Annotated in this window: 20 protein-coding genes; 3 read left to right on the forward strand and 17 right to left on the reverse strand. The window is 48.3% G+C overall.

Features of this window, described 5'->3' with window-relative positions; genetic code table 11:
• Window positions 1-167: 167 nt before the first annotated feature.
• Window positions 168-1,823 carry a hypothetical protein gene (locus ACFO6W_RS02955; protein WP_379993837.1) on the reverse strand — a complete coding sequence of 552 codons (1,656 nt, stop codon included), beginning with the start codon at window positions 1,821-1,823 and terminating at the stop codon, window positions 168-170.
• Window positions 1,820-2,725 carry a hypothetical protein gene (locus ACFO6W_RS02960; RefSeq protein WP_379993838.1) on the reverse strand — a complete coding sequence of 302 codons (906 nt, stop codon included), beginning with the start codon at window positions 2,723-2,725 and terminating at the stop codon, window positions 1,820-1,822. Before ACFO6W_RS02960 ends, ACFO6W_RS02955 begins: the two co-directional genes overlap by 4 nt.
• A gap of 174 nt (window positions 2,726-2,899) precedes the next feature.
• On the opposite strand from ACFO6W_RS02960, the gene ACFO6W_RS02965 reads away from it, so the two are divergent.
• Together ACFO6W_RS02965 and ACFO6W_RS02970 are read left to right on the forward strand one after the other, a co-directional pair.
• Window positions 2,900-3,130 (forward strand): type II toxin-antitoxin system prevent-host-death family antitoxin, encoded by a 231-nt coding sequence (locus ACFO6W_RS02965; protein ID WP_379993839.1) that lies wholly within the window; start codon window positions 2,900-2,902, stop codon window positions 3,128-3,130.
• A complete protein-coding gene (locus tag ACFO6W_RS02970; protein ID WP_379993840.1) occupies window positions 3,130-3,447 on the forward strand; it encodes a hypothetical protein in 318 nt (105 codons plus the stop codon). Before ACFO6W_RS02965 ends, ACFO6W_RS02970 begins: the two co-directional genes overlap by 1 nt.
• 39 nt (window positions 3,448-3,486) lie before the next feature.
• On the opposite strand, the gene ACFO6W_RS02975 is transcribed toward ACFO6W_RS02970, so the two are convergent.
• The 3 genes from ACFO6W_RS02975 to ACFO6W_RS02985 form a co-directional block, all read right to left on the reverse strand.
• Window positions 3,487-4,836, reverse strand: a complete 1,350-nt coding sequence (locus ACFO6W_RS02975; protein ID WP_379993841.1) for a hypothetical protein — start codon at window positions 4,834-4,836, stop codon at window positions 3,487-3,489.
• Window positions 4,827-5,810: a DUF6046 domain-containing protein gene (locus tag ACFO6W_RS02980; RefSeq protein WP_379993842.1), complete on the reverse strand. Its 984-nt coding sequence runs from the start codon at window positions 5,808-5,810 to the stop codon at window positions 4,827-4,829. The genes ACFO6W_RS02975 and ACFO6W_RS02980 overlap by 10 nt, the downstream gene beginning before the upstream one ends.
• 151 nt (window positions 5,811-5,961) lie before the next feature.
• Window positions 5,962-9,762, reverse strand: coding sequence for a phage tail tape measure protein (locus ACFO6W_RS02985; protein ID WP_379993843.1), 3,801 nt, complete (start codon window positions 9,760-9,762; stop codon window positions 5,962-5,964).
• 290 nt (window positions 9,763-10,052) lie between these two features.
• Between ACFO6W_RS02985 and ACFO6W_RS02990 the strand changes: the two genes are divergently transcribed.
• On the forward strand, window positions 10,053-10,337 hold the full coding sequence (locus ACFO6W_RS02990; protein WP_379993844.1) for a hypothetical protein: 285 nt from the start codon (window positions 10,053-10,055) through the stop codon (window positions 10,335-10,337).
• 451 nt (window positions 10,338-10,788) lie between these two features.
• Here the strand turns inward: ACFO6W_RS02990 and ACFO6W_RS02995 are convergent, their stop codons facing one another.
• The 12 genes from ACFO6W_RS02995 to ACFO6W_RS03050 all read right to left on the reverse strand — a co-directional run bounded on the left by ACFO6W_RS02995 (window position 10,789) and on the right by ACFO6W_RS03050 (window position 20,719).
• The gene (locus tag ACFO6W_RS02995) at window positions 10,789-11,145 is read right to left on the reverse strand and encodes a hypothetical protein (protein WP_379993845.1); all 357 of its coding nucleotides are present in this window, start codon (window positions 11,143-11,145) and stop codon (window positions 10,789-10,791) included.
• 216 nt (window positions 11,146-11,361) lie between these two features.
• Complete coding sequence (locus tag ACFO6W_RS03000) at window positions 11,362-12,108, reverse strand: Rha family transcriptional regulator (RefSeq protein WP_379993847.1); 747 nt, start codon at window positions 12,106-12,108, stop codon at window positions 11,362-11,364.
• A gap of 27 nt (window positions 12,109-12,135) precedes the next feature.
• The gene (locus ACFO6W_RS03005; protein WP_379993848.1) at window positions 12,136-12,435 is read right to left on the reverse strand and encodes a Rha family transcriptional regulator; all 300 of its coding nucleotides are present in this window, start codon (window positions 12,433-12,435) and stop codon (window positions 12,136-12,138) included.
• 266 nt (window positions 12,436-12,701) lie between these two features.
• Complete coding sequence (locus ACFO6W_RS03010) at window positions 12,702-13,154, reverse strand: hypothetical protein (protein WP_379993850.1); 453 nt, start codon at window positions 13,152-13,154, stop codon at window positions 12,702-12,704.
• Window positions 13,155-13,162: 8 nt separating this feature from the next.
• A complete protein-coding gene (locus ACFO6W_RS03015) occupies window positions 13,163-14,506 on the reverse strand; it encodes a DUF2586 family protein (RefSeq protein WP_379993851.1) in 1,344 nt (447 codons plus the stop codon).
• A gap of 12 nt (window positions 14,507-14,518) precedes the next feature.
• Window positions 14,519-14,758 (reverse strand): hypothetical protein, encoded by a 240-nt coding sequence (locus ACFO6W_RS03020; protein WP_379993852.1) that lies wholly within the window; start codon window positions 14,756-14,758, stop codon window positions 14,519-14,521.
• An 81-nt stretch (window positions 14,759-14,839) separates the two neighbouring features.
• Window positions 14,840-15,889: a hypothetical protein gene (locus ACFO6W_RS03025; RefSeq protein ID WP_379993853.1), complete on the reverse strand. Its 1,050-nt coding sequence runs from the start codon at window positions 15,887-15,889 to the stop codon at window positions 14,840-14,842.
• A gap of 22 nt (window positions 15,890-15,911) precedes the next feature.
• Window positions 15,912-17,180, reverse strand: a complete 1,269-nt coding sequence (locus tag ACFO6W_RS03030) for a Clp protease ClpP (RefSeq protein ID WP_379993854.1) — start codon at window positions 17,178-17,180, stop codon at window positions 15,912-15,914.
• A 45-nt stretch (window positions 17,181-17,225) separates the two neighbouring features.
• Window positions 17,226-17,975, reverse strand: coding sequence for a hypothetical protein (locus ACFO6W_RS03035; RefSeq protein WP_379993855.1), 750 nt, complete (start codon window positions 17,973-17,975; stop codon window positions 17,226-17,228).
• Entirely contained in the window at window positions 17,968-18,546 is a 579-nt protein-coding gene (locus tag ACFO6W_RS03040; protein ID WP_379993856.1) for a hypothetical protein, read from the reverse strand. The genes ACFO6W_RS03035 and ACFO6W_RS03040 overlap by 8 nt, the downstream gene beginning before the upstream one ends.
• Window positions 18,543-19,367 (reverse strand): structural protein, encoded by an 825-nt coding sequence (locus tag ACFO6W_RS03045; protein WP_379993857.1) that lies wholly within the window; start codon window positions 19,365-19,367, stop codon window positions 18,543-18,545. Before ACFO6W_RS03045 ends, ACFO6W_RS03040 begins: the two co-directional genes overlap by 4 nt.
• A 32-nt stretch (window positions 19,368-19,399) precedes the next feature.
• Window positions 19,400-20,719, reverse strand: coding sequence for a phage portal protein family protein (locus ACFO6W_RS03050; RefSeq protein ID WP_379993858.1), 1,320 nt, complete (start codon window positions 20,717-20,719; stop codon window positions 19,400-19,402).
• Window positions 20,720-20,907 lie beyond the last annotated feature (188 nt).

Here is a 20,907-nt window from a genome sequence, read left to right on the forward strand (position 1 = left end):
ATTATATCAACGCCTGTTTCAAGGACAATCATCAGGGAATAGATAAGGTTGGGATTGTCAAAATATTGCCTGCGGACAATATCCCCAACCCTTAAGCCTTGTGTCTTTTTCGACTCCGGGCTTATAATTATTTTATACCGTTCGTATTTGAATATAGCCATCTGATCCTATAATTTTTCTACCGTGTCCCCGGAGCAATTGTCGCTCACCCAGAGAGCGCCGTTGGTTGCGCTTATCTTTTGTACTTCCAGTTCATAAATGCGCATCTTCTTCCGGATTGTCAGTTCATCGAAAGTGGCGGCAATATTCCCTGATGTCTTATTCCGGATAACCGCCCATCCTGAACCGGCAAAGCCGGATGAAAAGAATCCGGAACTCAGGTTATCCATAAAATATGCGTTGCCATAATGTTTAATGCCATCCGTTGCCGACAACAGGTATTTTTCATTACTGAAGAATAGTCCCCCGTCTGTCAGCCGGGTGAAGGAATTATTGATGCCGATATGCCCCTGGGCTTCGAGCGGTTTGTTTACAAAGAAAAAATCCGCGTCGGTACGTATGAAGAATGAGTTGGACAAGCGGTCCATAGGAGCGTACCTGCTTACAGAAGGGTTATGCAAGAATATGGTCTTATGGGTAAATACCTGCCTTTGGTTGTCTTCTCCAACGTAGCGTACCAACGCAGAGGAGAAAGCGATCCCATCCGGGTCCCCGGTAAAGAAAGCCCCTCTGGAATCCGTAAACCGCAGGTTCTTGTGGATAATCATGCCTTCATCGTCCTTATCCACCCTGTAGCTGGAAAAGAGGATGTCCCCGTAGTTATGCCTTACGGTCAATGAATCCGGAAAATAAGCCGCCCCATACCTGCTGAGCAGGATATGATCCCCGTCAATATCGGAGATGCCGGAAAGCAGCCTTGTCTTATTGGTATTATCACTTCCCAGGAGTATATCTCCGCCAACGGCTCCCAGCTGTATATGCTGTTCATTACTGACCATCAGTACCGGAATCCCCTTCATTTTGATACCGAAGCCGGAAGCGAAGGACAGGAAGCTGTTAAAGCCTACCTGTTCTTGTTCTACAGAGACCAGGGTATTGCCATCATAGCCAAGACTTGCGCCATAACAGGCTTCCAGCATCCCGGATAATACAGCTTTCCCGGCAACGGAGAGGTTTTTCCCTATATACCCGTTCCCCATAGACCAGTCTACAGTCGCAAGGTTAGCATTCCCTGCATGATATACGTCTTTTCCGTTTATCTGCAGAGCAGCCGGGGAGAGGTAAATACCCTTCGTTTTATCCTCGCCTATGATCAGTTCCCCGGCCAATAATAGTTTGGAATCCAGGAAATTTATACAGGGGTTGTTGATACAGGCAACCTGCGACTCCCTGTCATACGATATAAACCGGCTGCCCCCGATTATCAGGTTGTTTCCGCCGATTTCGACATCCCCGGTAAAACTGGCTCCATATACATCTCCGTCTTTTACAAAGGTCCGGATAACAGGGGTATTTCCAATCCCGGCCTCAAAGCCGTAGTTGGCCCGCAGCATGCCGGACATATCGCCGCCGCTTTTCTTCAGGTATTCCAGTAATATGCCGCCTCCACTGTTTCCGGAACCTTCGCCGGCAACACCGCCTGCAATGGCGTCGGCAAAATTATAAGCCGTATTGCGGAGGCGGACGGATGTTTCATCGCCTTCTTTTATATATTGCTTGTCCTGCGCGTTAAAGAAGTTATGGTACAGTTGTATATAAATGCTGTAACACAAGCTGCCTGTATCCAGGTTCTCTATGGCGGGATGAATGGTTACGGTATTCATTTGGTATAAGCTGATTTGGAAAGGAATTGCTGTATTTTGGCTGTCAGGGCTGAAAAACTGGCAGCATTGACTGCCGGCATCGTTCCCATTAATGTCGGTGTCATGATTTTGCTGCATTCGGTCAGGAAGTCAAGCATCAGTTGCGCCAGTTGGTTGCCGAGTACCAAAGGTTCTGAAGCATCATCCGCCCCGATGGTTACTTTATCACCCGTAACTGTAACGGAAACATTTCCGACCTTTACCGTATAGTTGTCTGTAGTCTGGCAGGTTTCGGATTTATCAACCTTGTGGCGGATCTGCCCGGGAACCTGCTCTACTTCCGACTCTTTCCCCTGCTTATCCTTTACCCGGGTAACGGCTGTTGTTTTGGTATAGGTTGTATATGCTTCATTTCCTGTTTTCTCCAGTTCATCATAATCAGGGGAATCGTTGTCTTCCAGGTCCAGTTCTTCGGTTTCCGTTACCCCGATAACAACTTCGGTATGTGCATTGAGCTGTATGAAATCGGCATGGGAGAAATTCAGGACATAAGAATAACGGGTCGCGGCATCCGATATGATGGTAACATCCGAGAATAATGTAGGGATGATAAGGAAACCGCCGGAATTATCTTTCAGGCCTGAAAGCAATACTCCTTTATGGATGACCGGCTCGCTGCTGGCTGTTTCATCGGGGAATTCACCGACATCGATTGTCCCGGCATATTCTTCAAATTCATCATCGCTTTCATCATCGTGTACCTTAGCGACATAGCCATGAATCATCCTGGCTGTGCCGACTCCGCCGGTTCCGCCGGGCGACATATTTATGCGTTCGATACTCCGGCCCAGGGCAATCTTGCGGATCGCCTCCCTTATCATCAACTGGCTGTTGTTGCCGGTCTTTCTGTTATTTTGATCCATAATATTCATTTGTTCTGAAACTCTCTGTATAAAGAAGAATAGGTAGATGGGCTTTCAAAAAGTTACAAATAATCATTAAGGTTATTTCAACAGGACAATTTTATCATTTTCAGGTATTATTTTAAAGAACTATTCTTATATTTGTACCACAATGGTACATAAAAAAATTGAATTATGTTAGTTATCAGTAGCCGGGAATTCCGGGATAAGCAGGCCGAATATATGGACAGGGTAGATAATGGCGAGCAGATTATTATCCAACGGGGAAAGAACAGGGCTTATGCAATCACTCCTGTAAAGGATAAAGATGTATACATCAGTGATGCCGAATTAAGGGAATTCATATCAGGAGATGAATTGATTGAAAGATTGAAGCCCCGCATCAAATCCCTGTTCAATAAATAATGAGGGTTTTATATCATCAATCTGTAGAAGACAGCTTGTTCGAACTGGTAGAAATACTTTATAACGAAGAGTATTTTGGCTTCTATGAGTCCGCTTTAAATTATGTAATTGAATTAAGGGATGAAATAGAGGCTTCCATAGAAAACTTGCCGAAGAAAAAAGCTCCGGGATATTTTAATAAATACAAGGAGAATCTTTCATATATAACGATTAATAAGAATAAAAACACATCCTGGTATATATTTTTCCTCTCCGGTGACGCTGCCTGTTATATTTATCATATAGGTAATAATCATACATGCGCCCAATACCTGTAAATTGATACGGTAAAGGAATAATAACCGGTATTATGGGTTTTAGCCTTTACTGCCGTAAGTATTTGTTTCCTTTGAAATTTTATGCGGAAGGCTTAACTGTTGACGGTAACCATTTACCCCGAAAGTGGTCGTCACCTCTTCGACCAGGTACACCCCGTTCTTCGAGGGGTTCCTGTCATCGATCAGTTCGACCTGGACTGCCGTAGTCAGCCCGAAATCCCCGAAGATGGTAACGCTCCCGGTTATCCCGTTCAGGTTATAGTTTTTAAAATATTCAATTGTTTCCTCCACCAGCTTATCCGAATCGATTTTCATATTTGGGCTCATATAAGGGATTACCGTGTAGGTGCTCAGGTCGACCTTCGTTTTCGTATCTGCACCCTTAGCCGTTTTATTGCCCGTCTTCTTATGGGTTTTCTTCGATACCTGGGTTGCGTTTACCACCTGGAATTCCCTGCTGTCTTTTTTCTGCAGATCGTATTCCGGATTAAGCCGGACCGTGACCTCAAAGAATTTCCCGTCGGAACCCAGCGCCTTGCCTGTAACGGCCAGGAACTTAGGGTCTACTTTCAGTACCTTCAGGTCGCTTTCGGCCACATGCTTATGGTAGTAAACCTGATAAGGGCCTGTCTGGTCATCCGGAAAAACGGGCTGGCTTTTCGAAGACGAGTAGGGGCGGCCTACCGCTATGCGCGGCATTTCATCCGGGGATTCCGCGTCATATTTGAGGAAACAATAGATCTTATATTTGCTCCATTCGCCCAGGATATCGGCTACGGTAAAATTGTCTGTTATCTTTATTTTCCCAATCTGTATATCGAATTTTTTAGTATCGCTATGGATTCCGAAGCCCGTATCCTTCAGCAGGCCGTATTTCTCCCCGAGCACGTCGTTGACCTTTGTTCCGGTTGCAGGGGTCTCAAACTTGGGGGCTTGCTTCAGTTTCAGCTTGTAAGCCATATTTTCACAGCCTATTTCCACATGGCTGTCCGAATTATAGGATGTGATATAGCCGTCGAACATATTTTTCAGGTAGCCGTTGTATCCCAGCTTTATATTTATCCGCTGGCCTGTTTTAAATGTCGATTCTTCAATGACGTTCTGTGTTTTCCTTTTTTCGACGATTACCCCATCCTGCATAACCTCGGTGGTAATCCGCGTCGCGTCTTTTCCTTCCAGCGTTACGGTTCCCACGATGGTACTCCTGTATACGGTCCCTTTTGGAAAAGCCAGTTTCGCCGTACCGGTCAGCTCCTTATAAGATTCGGTGATTTCAATGGTTTCGACTTCGGTTATGACAACCTCATTTGTAATTACCATCGGGTTGCTGCTATCGGCGTCCCCGATGGCAATCCGGCAGCATAGCACATCCAGGGCGTTTATATCCATAGCTTCGAGATTTTCAACAGGGAAGAAGGATCTATAACCTCCGTGCCGAATTTGACCAGCTTAATCCATTTGTTGGAATGCCTGACCGCCACATCGGCCTGTTCCCCGGCAGCCAGCCTGAGTTCTATAGCCCCGGACGGCTCCACGGCAACGCATGTCAGGGAATAGGGTTGTATATTCCGGCAATCGGCCTGCTGGAAATTATAACCTGTAATGATTACCTGGGAAATCCTGAACTGGCGCAGGATGGTATTTTCACAATTCAATACACCCTTATACTGCATCAGCTTCAGGAACTTTGCCACTTCCGCTTCGGGATAAACATCCGGGTATTTACTTGTTATCTTGCCGGTAATTGATATTTCATAATCGCCGCCGGAAACAAATTCCTTCCGGGTGTAGTCCCTTCCCTGGACAGTGGTCAGGATAATATTATTCCTGGTGGAAACCTGTACCTCCGGCTGCAGGTCTACGAATGTCACCAGGCCATAGGCCGTATTGCTTTCTACCTTCCTTGTCTTCGTATCGAAGTAACTGCCCCCGCTTCCGATAGCCAGTTCGAGGTAGTCCTGCACGATCCGCCCGACAATGCTATCTGTATAGTTTTTCTTTTCCGCAACTGCCTGTTGCTCCTTTATCAGCTGGTAATATTGTCCGGTTTTATTGGCTATGCTGGTCTGGGATTGTGTCTGCAGGTACTTGTCCCGCTCTTTCTGTTCCCAGTATTTCAGGAAACGGGGATATGAGCGTAGCGCCCCGTATGCCAGCTGGTGGGTCCGCTGTATCAGCGCCCGTTTCAGTATCCGGGTATCTTTCGAGAAATAATGCACCGAACCGTCCCCGAACTCCGAGAGTCCCATGCCAAGGGCACGCCTTGCCGAGTCACTGATATATCCGTTGACACTACCGTGGCTGATAATCCCCCCGGAAAGCAGCGTGGCTTTCGCTAATCCTTTTAACTGACCGTCAATCATCTGTTATCCTTTCCATGTTTATATTCAATCCTTATCATTTACTAATTTTGCATACGCTTCACTTTTATTGGACATTGTTTCAAATGGCCGCTTTGCGCAAATTGACATCACCTGATTTCCGGATATGCTAATTGGCACATTAGCATATTATTTACCCGTTCCAGCTTGCGTCAAAATCATGCACGACGTCGATCAGGGCCTGCGCTAACTGCTCCTTCAGGTTTTGTATTTCCACGGTTTGTCCTTCCTGCGTTTTCAACAGGTCTATCGTTTCGACGCTCAGCAGGCTGGCTATATTGACAATGACCTGTTTGGGGGCTGCGGAAGAGAGCTTGCCCGTACCCGAATAGTTTCCCCCGGCCATGCCGTCATCGGCATCTGTCCCGCCATGCCCGGAATTGGTAATGCCGTTGGCGTTGAATGGGGCCGGATCATTATAGTCGGGCTCATTCGAATACATCCAGCGAGGGAAGCCCGCGGCCTTCAGGATATTCTCCGCCGCTTCCGGGTTATTCCCCAGTACCGTGCGCATACTTGCCGCGAATTTCGTCAGCCTGTCATGGATTTCCATTTTATTGGCCAGCTGGTCCTCCCGCTGCTTATCCGTCGCATTTTTCTTTAGAACCTTCTCCGCCCATTCACCGTTAGCATCCTGGTAGAATCCTTTGAGCAGCAGGTTAGCGAAGTCGTACCCGCTTTTCCGCATAAACTCCCGGGCTCCCTTCCGGCTTTGGATAGCATCCAGGTATGTTTGCGCCGCGGTTTTTATGATGGGGATGATCGTATCGTTCTGGTACCTGGCGTAATGGTAAGTCCTGGCTGCGTCGGAAGCAGGCAGTTCGCCCATGCCTTTTTTATATGTGATAACCCCGTTGTGCTCCGTCCATAGGGATTTGTCCAGGGCGCTTTCCGGATGCCCGTATTTCGATTCGATGGTTTGTATAAAGGCTCCGACTTCCACCGGGGTCTTTAATTTGCCGATATCCCCCCAGGCGGCGTTCAGGCGGTTTTGCCCGTCCTTTTTGGCAATCGTTTCCAGGGCCGCCTTTGTATCATCGTTGCGTGCGTCGGCCTGGGTGTATGCATACTGGGAAGCATAGGGGTTATATCCCCTGTTGGCTCCCTGTCCCAGGGTATTGAGTACGGCTGTCCACCAATTGCCCGTAAAAGCGCCGATCTTCTGGCCGGAAACTTCTTCGATTGTCTTTCCCGCCGTTACGTCGTCTACGGCCTGCTTGGTGGAAATGGCCTGGTTATAGGTATCCCGCAGGGCTTTATGCAGGGTTTCTATGGAAGGGTAGTGGTATTTCCGGTTGGCATTGATCTCTTCCTGGACGGCGTCTTTCGCCTCTTTTACCTTCCATGTTTTGTAGGCCAGGTAACCCATGATCCCTACCAGCCCGGCAATCCCGGCGGTAGCGGCGACCGCTCCCGTGCCGATGGCGGCGATGGATGCTCCGGCGCCTACAAGGCCGTTCCCCATTGCCACCTGGTTGGCAAATAACCCTGCCGCCCCTCCGCGTGCAAGCAATGCGGAGGCGCCAAGCATGCCGGATTGGGCCAATGCGTGGGTCATCGCTCCCTTGCCGGAGATGCCTGCTGCACTCATGGCTGTTACCAAAGCTCGTTTATTGGCCATCGACATACCCCGTCCGATAGGACCGACCCCTAATCCTACCAATCCGCTGATAGCCTGCATAGAAGAAGAGGCAAGCGATTGTTTCCCGATAAAGCCCAGGGCGACCCCGACATTGGTCAGGGATCCGGCCAGCCTGAATAACCGTGTAGCGACAAGGCCGGAAAACAAGAGCGGCTCGATCCAGGTAAAGTTTTTGGTTATAAATGTGGCTATATTGCCGATAACGGACAGGATATCCATCAATGAGCGGCCAATAGAAGCCAATCCCCGGGCAAACTCTGGAGCATTGAATTTACTTAGAAAATCCCTTAACAGGCTTCTGATCTGGGGTTCGAGTATCTCGAACCCCTGCATAAAGCTTTCGGAAAAACCGGATGTGGCCTGGTACCATAATCCTTTGGTGGTGTCCTGCTTGACTTTAGCCAGTTCTTCCGATATGCCATGCGATGTTATATTCTGGGCTGTTAAAGCCCTTAGCTGATCACTGTTCTTCAGGAACATCATGGCCGCATTTCCCCCGATCTTCCCGAAAATGGCCTGCATGTCGGCCATGGTCGCGCCTTTTTGCTCCAGCTCCTGGAATATATCGGCTAGGGGACGGAGCTGTTCCACCTGTTTGCCGTAAATATCCTTATATCCGGTAAACTTAACCCCGAGCCTGTCCATTGTCTTTTGGGATTCTTTGGTCGGTTTGGCAAAGCGGGTAGCCATCGCCCTTAACGACGTCCCGGCCATCGTGCCTTTTACACCCATATTCCCTAGTATCCCGATGGCTGCGGCACTCTCCGAGAAGTCCACCCCGGCCATTTTCAGGTATCCCGCCGCCATCTTATAAGACTCGGCCATCTCTACGATATTCACATTGGAGCGGGAAACCGTAGAGGCGAGGATGTCGGCGACGGAATCCATACTCGAATTACGGATATCGTAACCTGCCATGATATTGGTGGCCAGGTCGGCAATCTGGGAGATATCATTATCCCCGATGAGCGCCAGGTTGGCGATAGGGCGTATGGATTTGTTGATAGTATCTATTCCCATCCCTGCCATGGAGAGGTATTTAACCGCCCCGGCGACTTCAATAGCCGTGAATTTCGTTTCGATCCCGATCTGCCTCACATACCGGGCCATGCTGTCGAAGCGGGTTTCGAATGTTCCCAGGTCTGTATCCGCAACCCGGAGGATGCTGTGCGCGGTCTGCATGATATTGGAATACTCGACGGCGTCGGCCAGTTCCCGGCGCATCATCCCATACATCATATAGCCGTTCAGCATATAGGCGAAGGGCATATTGCGCAATGTCGGGGCTTTGGAGTATTGCAGGCGGTTGATGGCAGCCCTGCGTTTGCCTCCATACAGGCTGTTTTCAATCCCAGCCTGGCGCTGCATATGGCGGAGGGCGTCGGCCGCATTCCTCCGCCTGTGTTTTTCAGTTTCTTTCTCTGCCTGTTGCTGGCGGATAAGGGCTTTTTTCCGCATCTCTTCCTGCTGCCGCAGCAAACTCGCCTGTTCCTTCTCTGCCCTTCGCGCATTCTCCTGCCGGGCTTTAGCCTGTGTTTTGGCTTCATCCTGCTGCTGTTGGAAAGCCATGCGCTGGTCATGCAGTTGCCGGCGGGCATACAATTTCTCCCGGAGCCGTGTATCGGCTTTATCCGATAGCCGGAAAGCTTCAGGTGCATATGGGACAATATTCCGTCCATGGTTTATACCCGGTACGGATAAGGCCATATTCATCGCAGATGCGCCCTTTATCTTGTCCATCAATGATAACAGTTGCTGCAATTTTGTTGTTGCCGCGTCTGTCTTTATCCTGACCTCCCGGCCTTTTTCCAGGGAGATCAGGGCCGCGTTTACTTTGCCTACAGCTTTTGTTATCTTCTGTTGGGTTTCAGTAATACTTTGGGCTGCTATCTTTGCATTTGGTGTGGAGGCCGGAGGTTGTTGAACAGGAGCTTTGACCTGGGACTTGATGGCTTTGGTATTGAGCGGCTTGTCTGTATTGACCGCAAGTGTTATGCCTTTGGCCAGTTCTTTTATTTCAAGGAGCTGTTCCTTAACCTTCGCCAGTTTCTTATCGGTATCGCCAGTTTTAATATCAAACCTGAAAGAATAGTCGCGCTTACGCCCTTTGGGACGGAAAGCCTTGTCTACGTCTTTCATGAACGTATTGATATTCTCCATCGCCGTAGCGAAGGAGGTTTTGGCCTGGTTAAGCTTGTTTACGCTTTCGGCGAAAGCCATAACCTGCTTCGTACCTTCCGAAGCTTCTACATTGATCGTATAATTGACCTGGTAATTTTGTTCCTGCGCCATATTCTTCCCTTATAGGAAAGAATAGCCGGAAACCGGCCGGAGTGATTAAAAGCCCGGCGGTTTATTTGCTTCCGCTTTTTTGTTATATTTGCATCGTCATCAGACTAAAACATACGAAAGAGCATTTGGTATTATTAGGCAGTGTAAATCTGGAAAATTGAATATAGCCCTATAACAATACTAAATGTCCGCGCTGCTATATAGCGTGGGCATTGACTATTGGGGCTAAGGCTTTTCCAGAGCCGTCACTGCAATACCGGTGCGCCACGCTTTCTCTATTTATATGCAGCATGAAAAGATTAAACTTTAAAACGAACCGCCCGGATGTGATCCCGGAGATTATACCTATCTTTGTCCCGTTAGAGAACATTTTTAAAATATACGTGCCTATTCAATATCCTGTACTGATAAAACCGCCAATTTTAAATAATCCACAGATATTGAATAGTGGTCTCGCTGCAAAGCGGGGGCGCTATTCGTATGTGGGTTGGGGGCTTGGCGGTTCCCTTTCAGTACTGCGGATACGCGCCCTTCGTGTTTTTAGAGGGTACTGTGCCGAAACCGGGTTGAAATAACCGGCAGGTTAAATAACGGATTGACAATCACGGCGCGAAGGCAGGGTAAAACCTGCGGGGGTGGAACGCTGTTAAATATAAAAGGGGTTGATATAGCTTTTGTTAAAATTCACAAAATCAATAAAGCTAAAACCCGTCCTTAATATCTGATACCGGTTAAACACTTTTACGGCGGAAAGCTGTCCTGAACTGAACGGGCAGCTTTCCATTATTTATAACAAACCCCGCACCATATTAATGGTGCAGGGACTGCAAGAATAGAAAATTCAAGGGTTTAGAAGCGGCATGGATGTCTTTGCAGCCATCATTTCCTGATGAAGCCACAATGCTTCTTCCGACAGCATGGCGAATTCCTCATCCGTTATTTTGTCTAAATCAACGCCGGGAAAGTAATGGCGGACATAAATCAGGCGTTGCCTGATGCGCTGGTCGGCCCTTACCGCCCAGCGATCTATAAATTTACAATAAGGCTTTGTCTTGTGGCTATTATTTCGGAAAGCTGCGCCATCAGGCCGAACAGGAACAGCGACTCATTGTCCACCAGCTCCTTGTCCCCGTCAAGGAAGCAATCCTTCGCCAGGGTTTTCATGGCCATCACTTCGTCTTTTTTGGAGGCGGCCATAAATTTACTGAACTGGGGAAAAGTCGGTTCGGACATATAGGCGATGTAATAATCTTTTTCTCCCGCGGACTTGTCCCCGAACACGATCATCGGGTAAACCTTCCTGAGTTTCTTTTCTTCCCTGAGTTTAAGGGCGAAGGCCCTGATTTCCGCTTCTTGTTTTAATGTCAGGCTTTGTTCTTCCATGCTTTTGATGTTTTTGGATTGTATCAAAGAATAGTGGGCTTGTTGAAGAATAGTTTTCCAGGGATGTTATTTTAACCGGATATACCTGAAAGAAGAAAATAACCTCCGGTCTTTCTTGCCGGAAGGCAATTTGCTGTTCCTGTACCGGATCAGCCTTACCAGCCATTCGGCAACATAAAACAGGTAAAAGAATAATAATTTTCACCGGCTGCCTGTTTATTGGAAAATCCCATGTAAGAATTGCCTTCCCTTCTCCGTCCAGACGGTAAATGTGCTCGTTCTGGGTATCTCTGTTTTCTTATCGGGGTACATGAATGTCCTTGTGCCCGTATATCCTTTGCCCGTATATCCGGAGCATAGCATCCACTGGTCCGACTGTTTGAAAAGGATGCCCCTTGCCTTTAATTCCAGATGAAGTTGTTTGGCGTGCCTGAGCCCCAACTCTTTCGCCATCTGCGTAGAGGTATAGGTATCCGGGCTGTTGAGTACATTTTCTGTATATTCGGCTTTAGGGCTAAGGCCGGCTATCCTTTCCTGCTGGCAGCCTATCAGTTTCTGATTGTCAAGCAGCTCTGCTTCCAGCTGCTTTATCTTTTTTTCGACAATCTGCACAAAGCGGTACTGGATATATTCATCCGAGTTCAGCATATCTTCCATCCGGTTGAATGCCCTGATAAAATCTTCCTTGAACCTGGCGGCTTTCGCTCCCCTGTATCCCATCGCTAAAAAACCAAATCCGTCTTTAGTCATTTCAAAATAGGGCGATTTTACTGCACCACCAAGAGGTAACTTCCTCATTTCAAATGTCTCCTTAAAGTTTAGGAGTCTGAATTCCTTCGAGCACTCCATCTCCCGGATATCCTTCAATACATTATCATGCCTTTTGCCGAATATTCCGGCCACGATCTTACTTGTGGTAATCAGTTTTCCTTCCTCGTTTTTTAATACTAAATTTTTATTCATGTCCATAATGCGGTAATTTGTATATAATTAAAAAATGATGATATTCTCTTTTATCTTAGCGGCTTTCGCTCCGGTATATCCCATTACCAGAAAATTGAACCCATCCTTAGTCATCTCATAACAGGTCGATTTGGATGCGCCACCTTGTGGTAACTCTTTCATTTCCACCAATAATTCAAAATTGGATGATTGGAATTCTTCCGAACATTCCAAATTACGGATATCCCTTAACACATTTGTATGCCTTTTGCCGAATATTCCAGCCACGATCTTACTTGTAGTAATCAGTTTTCCTTCCTCGTTTTTCGATACTAAATTTTTATTCATAGTTATAATAATTAAAAAAAGGAGTCCCGGTTAAAGGCATATCAGGGTGGAACTATACGCCTAAAACCGGAACCCCGTTTCTATTTCATTCTTCCCGTAAGTTCCACCATACGGAAAATCACTGCCTGTCCAGGGTGTTTATAAAGAGTAGTGGTCTCAGCCTGCATGTGGTTGCAAGCTCTGTGTTAAAATATATTTATAAAAATAAAAACCGCACCCAGATATATGCGGATGCAGTCAAACCAATTGATAACCAGACAAAAGACCTAAATAAAATCATTGCCAATGGAAATATCAAAAGGATTCAGATCGAATTCATGCGTAATATCCGTATCATCCTGCTTGCTTTCCATACCATCTTCGGAGAAGATACAGCCTTTTAAAGTAACGGTTGTAGTCGTCCAATCATCAGAAGCCATCGGATTGGCAAAAGATACGATCAGGTCGAACTCCCCGATATCCATCAATGAGCCGTAAGTTGAGCGAAGCATCTGCTGGGTAGCATAGTCCATCGTGACAGAGGCAGTATAAGTAATATTCCCGAAGCCTCGTGATATGGGTTTACCACCCATTCCATAGTTGCTTTCTATCTTACGTTTTTTATTCCACTTGATACCGGACACCCCTTCCAGCGTTGTGCTGCCTTCATCTATACCCAGGGCTGTAGATGAAAGCGTTATCATACTCCATGAGTATGCTACATTATTTATTATAGGCATAGTTTGTGTTATTTAGCGGTTAGTGATAAGCCTTCCTCTACATATATCTTCACGGCAACCCCGACAGGCACTATTACATATGATATTTTTAGCGTATCGTTAACCAAAACATTCTGGTTCGGATCAATATTGACCGCATAGCCCGATATTTCCTGGTCGGCCTGCATCTTTGCCAGTATGTCCCCGATAAGGGTTTTGAAGGCGGTAATTTTAGATGCGGCAAGGAACCCTGTGGCCGGATTAACCATCAGGGGAGAATTCACATAAGGCAATAAGGCTCCCCTGACTGCACGCCGCGATTTATTGATGGTCCTGTTCCTGGCGATTGTACGGAAATCCCCTGCCGAGCAGGTCTGGTCTTTCGAGATATAAATACCGTTTTCCCTTCCGGCATATTTTACCGGGAATATATATCCTTTGTCGTCCAGGTCGTCCAATAACACAGGAGACAAGGATTCGTATTGGTTTAAGCTGACGAATTCATCTTCCCCTGTCAGGTTTATATCCCCGAAACCCAGTTCGATATCCTGGAATGCATCATCGAACAAGTTGAATTGCTTAACCCAGGCTACGGATTCCTGCACATTAGCCCTTGCAATAGCCCCCATCACAGCCCCTAAGAATCCGACAGGGGAATTGTTCGTGTTGCGTTTCTGCATCATGGATACTTTATCAGTCCGGGCCTGCCCGAATATCACGCTGACACGGGAACTGTCGCAAATACAACCTGGTACTTTATTCAGGTTTATTTGCCTGCCTTCGGCCGTATTCGCCCCGGTATTGGATGTATTAGCGCATAAAATCAGTGAAAGGGGCTGGTTTTGCTCCGCAAGGGAAACCGCCTTGTCATTAAGCCCTTTCACCAGGTTCAGGTTATACTTCTCAGCCGCCCCGTTTAATTTCCAGACAGGCTGTTCAGTCCATATCCCAAGCTGGTTTATTATTCCCCCTGATGCCCTTTGCATGACTTCAACCGCATCCCAGTTAACCGAACAATCGGCAAACATCACATAGAGTTTTCCGTAACTGTCAACGCCTCCGGACATACGGAAGAATTCCCTGATATGGTAGGCCGGGATACCGTGCATGAAGTTTTGGTTGCCCTCTTCTTCCTCTTCAACAGCCACCCTTTCAATAATCCCGAAATCCTTAACAGCCGATTTGAAATTGGTTATATACAGGATATCGTTCACATTGAGTTTCCCCGCGTTGTTCAGCCCATAACCGGCGGTAAACAGCGCAGGTTGCAGGGAGATATCGAAGAGGATTCCCGTCACCTTTTCATTACCTGCGGAGGCCTGGCCCGGGATATTCCCGTCCACGTCTTTTATGAATACATTACCTAAAGCCATTGGTCGTTTGCGTTATTGTTTGTAGAAGGGGTTTTTATAGAGGATTGCATTGCCCCTGATATTGGCCGGGGTATCCCCGGTAAAGCAACCGCCGTAGGAGTCGATATACAGGGATTCGTATTTCGTATTCTTTTTCAATACTTCTTCGATATGTGCAGGTATTTCCTCGGTATTTTCCTCCGCTTTATTTTCGGTATTTTCTACCGTTTCTTTTTGCTCCTGGTCTTCCGGGTTAATTATTTTCTTAGCCATTGTCGGTTTGTCGTTTTAAGGGAAAAAGGGGAAACGGAGTATGAGACTTTCGCTTCCCCTTCCAAGGTCTGTTGTTTGTGATTAAGGCGCTTTTTTGTATGCTGTGTGGACGACTATCTCTGCCGGACGGACAATGTTTACGTCCATCTTCATCCGCATCTGGAAGAAGAAGAGCTCCGAGTTCGACTGCAGGCGGTCGATTTTCAATACCTCTGTATCGTTGGCATAGTCGATGCCCATCCAGAAGTTAGAATCCATAGAGTTGGAGAATTGTCCCAGAATGATGGTGTGCTCGGGTACCCCGACAAGTGGAATTACCTTCTTGCCTTTGAAGCGGTAGCGGTTCAGGTCTCCATTCTCCGCATACTTCACCGTTTTATTGGATACGTATTGGTCATACATGTCCCAGACATCCCATGAACAGAGGAATACCAGTTCGGTCTTCTTGCGGATCTGTTTAGGGCATTTCTTCCACATGGTATACATCGCGTCCTCTGTCTCTTGACCGGTAGTCAGTTCCGTATTACCCGAAATAATGACCTGCCCTCCTGCTATAGTCTCGGCGTCTGTAGCGTTTGCATTGTCGGTAACGCGCTTGATAAAGCCATCGAAATATTTTTCCTTTCCTCCCCCGATAGGCGTAGCTCCTCCGGGAACTGCGATACCCGATACGGCGTCCCCTCCCTTGCAGGAAGTCCAGATCGCGTTGCCGATATATTCGTTTTTCTTTTCGATAAGAAGCCTGAGCATGACAGCCTGTATCTTCGGGTCGAGCTCGCGGAAAACCAGGTTTCCCTCCGGCTGGGCGAACTTCCAGTATTTTTCATAATCCCTCGGATTGAATTCCAGGTACACCATGAAATCCTGCGGGATAAGGTGGCGGGCCGTAAGCTGGTATTCATTTTCCCCTTGCGGCCCTTTTGCCCCCAGGGCACTGGTCGGAACCGGGTTGTTATCCTGGATAATATCCCCCAGCTTTATCGCCGGAAGGGTATATTTATACTGGATACCGCTTTTGATATGGATCAGGCCTTCCCTGAAGGTGTCATTACCCTGGGCGGTATAGGTCAGCAGGTCTTCGAGGACTTCCCCGTTATAACCATTCTGTAAAAAAGTTACTGTATCTGACATTTCAAAAAGTGTGTGTTAAGGTTTATCTGAGTGTTTTGAACCGGAAGTTTTCGCCTATTACGGCGCTTACCTTTTCCGCGATTTTTTCTCCGGCTGTTTTAGCTGCGTCGGTGGCGGCCTGTATATTGGCCGGGTCTTTGGCGATCTCTTTGGTAATCTGCTCCCTGGCGGGAATCGAGGCCAGCGTACTTTCCGCAAGCTGGAAATTCGAAGCGGCCATTTCAACCCACTGGGCTTTTGCCGCTTTATCTATTTTCCCTTCGGTTACCGCGGTTTCGATCAGCACTTCGATTTTAGCGTTGACTTCTTCCGCTTCCTTGGCCTTGTAGCCGTCCAGGGCCGTACCGAGCTCGTCGTTTGTCTTCTGGAGGTTCCGGATAGCCGCCTCTTTTCCGGCAATTACGGTCTGCGCGTCGCTCAGCTCTTTCTTTGCTTCCGTCAGCCGCGCTTCGACGGACATCAGTTCGGAAATCCTGGCTACTACATCCCCTATCTCGAATTTGTCTTTCATCCCGAGTGAAGCTGTAACCGCCGTATATTCCGGTGATTTGTTATTTTCTTCAGTCATTGTATCGTTTTTATAAATTTGTATAAGACTAGGGGATATTTCCGGAGAGTGTTTATTTTTATCATCGATGGCCGGGGCTTCCATGCAGATCCGGCTCATCAGCAGTTGGATTTCTTCTGCTTTGGCGGGTTCCGGCAGTTCGTTTTTCACTTTATCGCAAAGCTGTTTGGAGGTATGGAGTACATTCCCGGCAGGGATAATCCCCGCCTTGACGGCGGCAGGCGAATCGAAGAAAGTGCCGTCCCTGCCGGCCTCCCCGTTCATGATCGCCTCGACATGCTCTTTTTTCAATCCGAAGCGCTTGCGGTATATCGTCGTGATTTGCTTGGTAAAGGCCTGCACCATGTCAGACATATCCTCCCCTTCTTCGGCGGGCAGGAACGGATTGTGTATCATCAGGATGGAATAGTCCCGCATGAAAGACTTATCCCCGGCAGCCCAGACCACGGAGCCCATCGATGCGGCCATCCCTTCGATAACGCATTCGGTGGGGACCGTGGAATTCCGGATCGTGGAATAAATACTCATCCCGTGGAGAACCGAGCCGCCTTCGGAATTGATCAGTACCCGGATTAACGATGGCCGGATGGCATTCTCTAAAAAATCGAACTCATTGTTGAACCGGCCCGCGGATTCTTCCGTGATCTTCCCGAAGAAACGGATGGCGGCAGTCTCGCCGGTATTGGCCTTGCCGACTACATGTTTTAAACTGTTTATATCCATCGAATACTGTTTCCAAAGAATAGTACCCTCGGGTATTTTTTGTTTTCAGCTATCCTGTCTTTCTTCTGCGGGAGGGGCGTTCCCTTCCACGGAAGGCGCATAGCCGGATGTTTCTTTATGTGCGGGGCACATATGGTCCCCATGTTTTTCATCATCATGCTGCGGGGCGTCCCCATGATTGGTAAAGGGCGGCATTACCAGGTAGCGTTCCACCCAGTCCCGGTACTTCCATGCCGATGCTTCCCTGAACCATACCTCATAATCTATCCAGTAAGCCTGGAGCATATTGGTGGTCTCGGGCATATCGAAGTAGAGCAGGTTGCAGCGCTCATTGAGGGCCGGTTCATAGCTTTTGGCATCCTGTATTGCCACATTGATCCGCTGGAAGATATAAAACGCATCGCATTCCCTGTCCGGGTCCTGGTTATTCAGGGTGTTCAGGATAAACCTCACGCGCATGGTAGCGCGTCCTTCCCCGATCCGTTGCTGCTGCACCAGGTAACGGACATTGACAAAATGAATGAAAACTGCCGGGAACATGATCTCCGTTTCAAGGTTCCCGCTGCGGACAATACGGGCGAATTGCCCCGTATCGATGGCGACGGTCTTAAAAAAAGGATCGCCGGCAGGGGCTTCCGGATTTTCTTTTATTGTCAGGATAGCCCTTTTAACAGCCAGGTATATTCCGGCGAAAGGGTTTAAGGAAACTTCTTCGGCGACGGCTATCCTTAGCGCATTATCCGTACCGCCTGCTTGTCCCTGCTCCGGTTGTCGGGGCCGTTTGTCCTTAAGCATGGGGGAATCCTTTAAAAATCATGTCTATATACCTGCTGACATCCTTATCCAGGGGTTCGCTGAACCCGATGAACTGCCTTTGCACCGGTTTTTTCCCCGAATACTGGTTTACCGTATAACCGGTCTTTCCGGGATCGGAGTTATGGATCGCGGCATAGCTCTTGTATTTGCCTTTCCTGCCGCGCTTTCCCTTTATGGGAAAGCTTTCTTCCGCGGTCCAGATATCGTATTTCGCGCCGCGCCTGAATATCTTCGAGCTGAATCCCCTGCGGCTCTGGTAATTGGTCGATTCAAACCTGCGGACCTCCCCTTTGACGGACTTGCCCAGCATGCCCGTATCGATCAGTACCGGATGCGTAAATTTCTTTCCCCATCGGGATTCCCGCGGGCGCCATCCCGACCCGCTCCTGAAAAAACCGCCGGTGTTAAAGGAAGCCTGGAAAAACATCCTGCTGCGGTTCCCCGCAATCGTCGTAAAGTCGAAAATGTTTTTTTCAAAGCGGCTGACAATGGTACGTTCCCTTTTGTCTTTTACCCATTGCCGGCAGAATATTTCTAAAGTGATTTTCATCGGACATACATTTTTTGTTTGATGCGTTTGATTACCGCGCTGGCCGTTTCATCGGGCAGGTTCATGAAATAGGGGTGCGCCGGCGAGAATATCCGGCCTCCGGTTGCCAGGCTTTCCCTGAAGACGGGATTTACGTTCCTGACGGGCTTGCCCTTGCCAAGTGATGCATGGACAGGACCAACCCCGCCTGAGACCAGGAAGCAGCGGCAGCCATATTCGATTGGGGGAATCAATTCCGGGGGAAAGTCCCGCTTTAAGAAGGTCAGCCCGTCATGGGAAAGGTGCCACGGCCTGACGCGTTCGTCGCCCTGCGTCATAAAAGTTATATAGTTATTCTCCGGGACGGTCATCCACCAGGCGGCGATTCCGGCGGCATAAAGCACGTCCATGTTTTCCCCGGCGGCATATGTTAAGTTATACTTTTCAAAAACAGCCTCATGGCTGCCCGTATGGTCCGCATACCGGGTACCGGGCAACTCTTTGAATACCTGAAGTTCCTGGGCGGCGGCAAAATCGACCAGGTTGTCAACCGCCGCGGCCAGCACCCCGCGCTCCTGCTTCCGCCTCCCTGTTGCGGAACCATGATGGTTCCGCAAAATATCCAGGGCCCTGTCCAAATCCATTCCCAGGCCGGAAATCACCCTCCCGACCAGGAATGAGGCCCTGAGGGTAATGATATCTTCGAATGCACCTTTCCGTTCAGCGCCGTTTTCATGTATATCCAGCAACCGCCGGAAAGCAGCCAATAAGAGCTGGTATTCCCTGCGAGACTGCTCCCTGTCGGGGTGGGTATCCTTTACTTCAACCTTTTTTGCAACCACATCTTTCAGGCCGGGGGACGGTAAATGGCTGCCTATTCCGTCCCCATCAGAAAATTTGAAACATCACTGCCTCTATTTCGCCCATAGCGTTTGTAGTATTCTTCGTCACTCATCACATGTCGGCCATTGGAACTTGTACCACCACCCATAGCGCCTCCACCTGGATCCATTACATTCAGCTGTTTACCGACGATTATCCCGAACTCTTTTTCTATCTCATCCGCAGCCACCTCGTACTTATCCGTGATCAGCCCGTATAACTGTATCCGGTCTTCATTATTCATCTCGATCCGGTTGGAATACTTGAACTCCAGCCCGGAGGATATATAGCCCATCGCTGCCAGGCGGGGTACGATCTCCTCATTCATGATATTCTCTATGTACCTGCGGTAAACTTCGATCCGTTCCCGGAAAATATCCTGGTGCGCCTTGGTCGAGCCGACATAGGACTGCATGCCCCCGGCCATCGATTCGGAGCCGAGTATCATATTGGAGACCTCGCTGTTTACAATCCCGATCAGGCTGGTGTATATCTTCTCCGAATTGGACATCGTAAAGGTCTTGATGTCTATCCCGTCATCCAGCCCGGTCACGATAACCTTGTTCTGGGCGGCGTTGGCGATATCCGCCGCCAGGCGCTTGCGGTCGTTATTACTCTCGCTGACCGTCTTCCCGTGTATGATCGGCTGGCCGTAGGTATGGGAAAAATTCACATAGTTGGCGATCGTAAACTTCTTGGCAAGGATAAGGGGCGTCGTCGCGGAGAACAGCCCCGTGTCCCCGGTATTTACCAGCACATAGTTTTTGCGGTAGGCTTCGCTGCATATATTCCAGTTCGGCAGCCAGATGCCCTGCCTCTTAACGACAGTATGCTGGTCCGGCAGGACGTTCCTGCGCTCGACGATATTCACTTCCGCCAGCTTTCCGGTCCTTGGATCGGTATGCGGCATTATCTCCAGCAGGGTATAGCCGTACAGTTTGGCCTCGACGATCCCTTTTATAATCTTATCGAACTGGGAACCCTGTACCTTCTGTGTCTCCCTGACATCCTTGACGTACTTCCCTTTTTCATTGATTTTAGCCAGCATATAGCGGTCGCCCAGTATCTGGCTCTCCAGGGTCTCTATGACAGCCCGGATATGGGCATCCTGCTGCAGGCACGCTTCATACAGGTCTATCAGCCGGGAACGGTCGTCCAGGACTACGCCGAGGGTGGCGTCCTGCCGCGCGGACTTATACCTGTTGTTGCGCTCGATTTCCCAGACATATTCCCGGATGGTTTTCTTGCTCGTCCGGAAAATACTCTCAAGCAACTCCCGGTTGAATGTCCCCGGCTGATTTTTTTCCTGCATCTTTATTTTTTTTTAAGAATAGGAAAACGGGGCAATTATAGTTGTAACCACCGTTTTAACATATACAGCGGGAAGTGTCGCAAACGTTAATAAATACAGGTATTTTTAGGTTTAAAAAATAGATACCTATTATATCGTTAAATGAATTTTAAATATGAATTAAATTACTATGTATCAATATTTAAAAT

It is taken from the genome of Dysgonomonas termitidis, assembly GCF_042654545.1.
In the GTDB taxonomy this organism is placed as follows: Bacteria; Bacteroidota; Bacteroidia; order Bacteroidales; family Dysgonomonadaceae; genus Dysgonomonas; species Dysgonomonas termitidis.